Here is a 1,763-nt window from a genome sequence, read left to right on the forward strand (position 1 = left end):
GAGCAGTTCCACCTCGAACACCAGGGCGGCGCCCCCGAACATCCCCGGCGACGAAGTAGTCACCCCCTCCCCTTAACGGGAGCGGCGGGAACGAGGGCCGACGTGAGGGACTTCCCCTCGCGCCGGCCCTCTTCGCGTCCGGGGCTCAACGCGCTGGCGCCCCTGCCTCCACCGCGCTACGCCCGGAAGGCGGCCCGGACAGCCCGGGCCCCGAAAGGACACGGACGATGAAGCCGGACATGAAGAGGCTCACGTGGGTGCTGGCGGCGGCGCTGATGCTGGGCGCCTGCGCGACGAGCAGTCCGGCGGAGGTGGCTCGCGCGCCGTCCGCCACGGGCGCCGTCTCCGAGGAGGAGTTCAAGGCCATGCACACCCTGCGCACGGACGCCGCCCCCGAGCGCAGGGGCCAGCCCGTGGAGCTGTCCGACGGCTCCAAGGCCTACCTGAGCCTGCCACCGGACGCGAAGGGCCCCCTGCCCGCCATCATCGTCATCCACGAGTGGTGGGGCCTCAACGAGCACGTGCAGGCCTGGGCGGACCGGCTGGCGGCGGAGGGCTACGCGGCGCTCGCGGTGGACCTCTACCACGGCAAGGTGGGCACCAACCCCGACGAGGCGCTCGCGCTGGTGAAGGCGGTGGACGGCGACCAGGCCACGAAGACGCTGCTGGCCGCGCACGCGTTCCTCAAGGGCGACCCGCGCATCCAGGCCGTGCGCACCGGCAGCATCGGCTGGTGCTTCGGCGGCGGCTGGTCGCTGCGCACCGCCATGGCCATCCCGGAGCTGAGCGCGGCGGTCATCTACTACGGCCACCCGGTGACCGACCCCCAGCAGCTCTCCACCATCAAGGCCCAGGTGCTGGGCATCTTCGGCACGAAGGACAAGTCCATCCCGCCGGAGACGGTGCAGGCCTTCGAGAAGGCGCTGGAAGAGGCCGGCGTGCGCAGCCGCATCGTGGAGTACGACGCGGACCACGCCTTCGCGAACCCCTCCGGTGGCCGCTACGACGAGCGCTCCGCCGCGTCCGCCTGGGCGGAGACGTCCGCGTTCCTCGCGCGCACGCTCAAGCGCTGAGGAGGCACGGGGCCAGCGGCCTTCAGTACGGACGCTGGCCCGGGAAGTTGCCCGGGGGGGCGTAGTTGCAGACCCAGAAGTCCCAGGCCGACCCGCCGAAGGGCGAATTGACGGTGCAGCGCTTCGTGGCGCAGCCCAGGCGGCGCGTGTTGCGCCACACGACCGCCGTGTAGTGGCCACAGACCTTGCCCGACGCGCAGGTGTTTTTCGAGTAGTCGTAATCCGCCACCTCGTCCACCCAATCCTTCACCACGGCCTTCGCGTTCAGATAGTCCGGCGTGGAGGCGGCGATGTTCTCTCCCGCGTTGCCCCGGCCCGAGTTGTGCTCGTAATCGCAGTTCTCCACCCACTTCTGGGCGATCTCCGCCACCGCGGGGTCCCACGTGAACGGCTCCAGCGCGGGTGACGGCGTGGGCTTCGCGGCGGCGCGGGCCGCGTTGTGGGCCTCCAGCATGTCGCGGGCGAACTGCGTCAGCTCCACGCCTCCGCCATCGGCGCTGGTGCCCCCATCCTCCTGGACGCCCGCGTCCGCGGGTGTGTCGTCCGGGGCCCCGTCAGGGATGCAGGCGAGCAGGAGGAACGGGCTGAGCAGAGACAGGGAGCGGAGGAGGGAAGGGCGTCGCATGGCAGGGATTATCCGCGCGCGGGTGGGTGTGCGGGCAAGCGGACAGGGGGGCAGCGAGGATGGGG

The 1,763-nt window shown here is 71.6% G+C and carries 2 protein-coding genes; one reads left to right on the forward strand and one right to left on the reverse strand.

Annotated features, from left to right (window positions below):
- The first annotated feature begins 239 nt into the window (after positions 1–239).
- Entirely contained in the window at positions 240–1,073 is an 834-nt protein-coding gene (locus tag D7Y21_RS41130) for a dienelactone hydrolase family protein (RefSeq protein WP_121718608.1), read from the forward strand.
- Between the two features lie 22 nt (positions 1,074–1,095).
- Here the strand turns inward: D7Y21_RS41130 and D7Y21_RS41135 are convergent, their stop codons facing one another.
- Positions 1,096–1,698, reverse strand: a complete 603-nt coding sequence (locus D7Y21_RS41135) for a CAP domain-containing protein (RefSeq protein WP_121718607.1) — start codon at positions 1,696–1,698, stop codon at positions 1,096–1,098.
- Positions 1,699–1,763 lie beyond the last annotated feature (65 nt).

Source organism: Corallococcus sp. AB045 (assembly GCF_003668895.1).
GTDB lineage: Bacteria > Myxococcota > Myxococcia > Myxococcales > Myxococcaceae > Corallococcus > Corallococcus coralloides.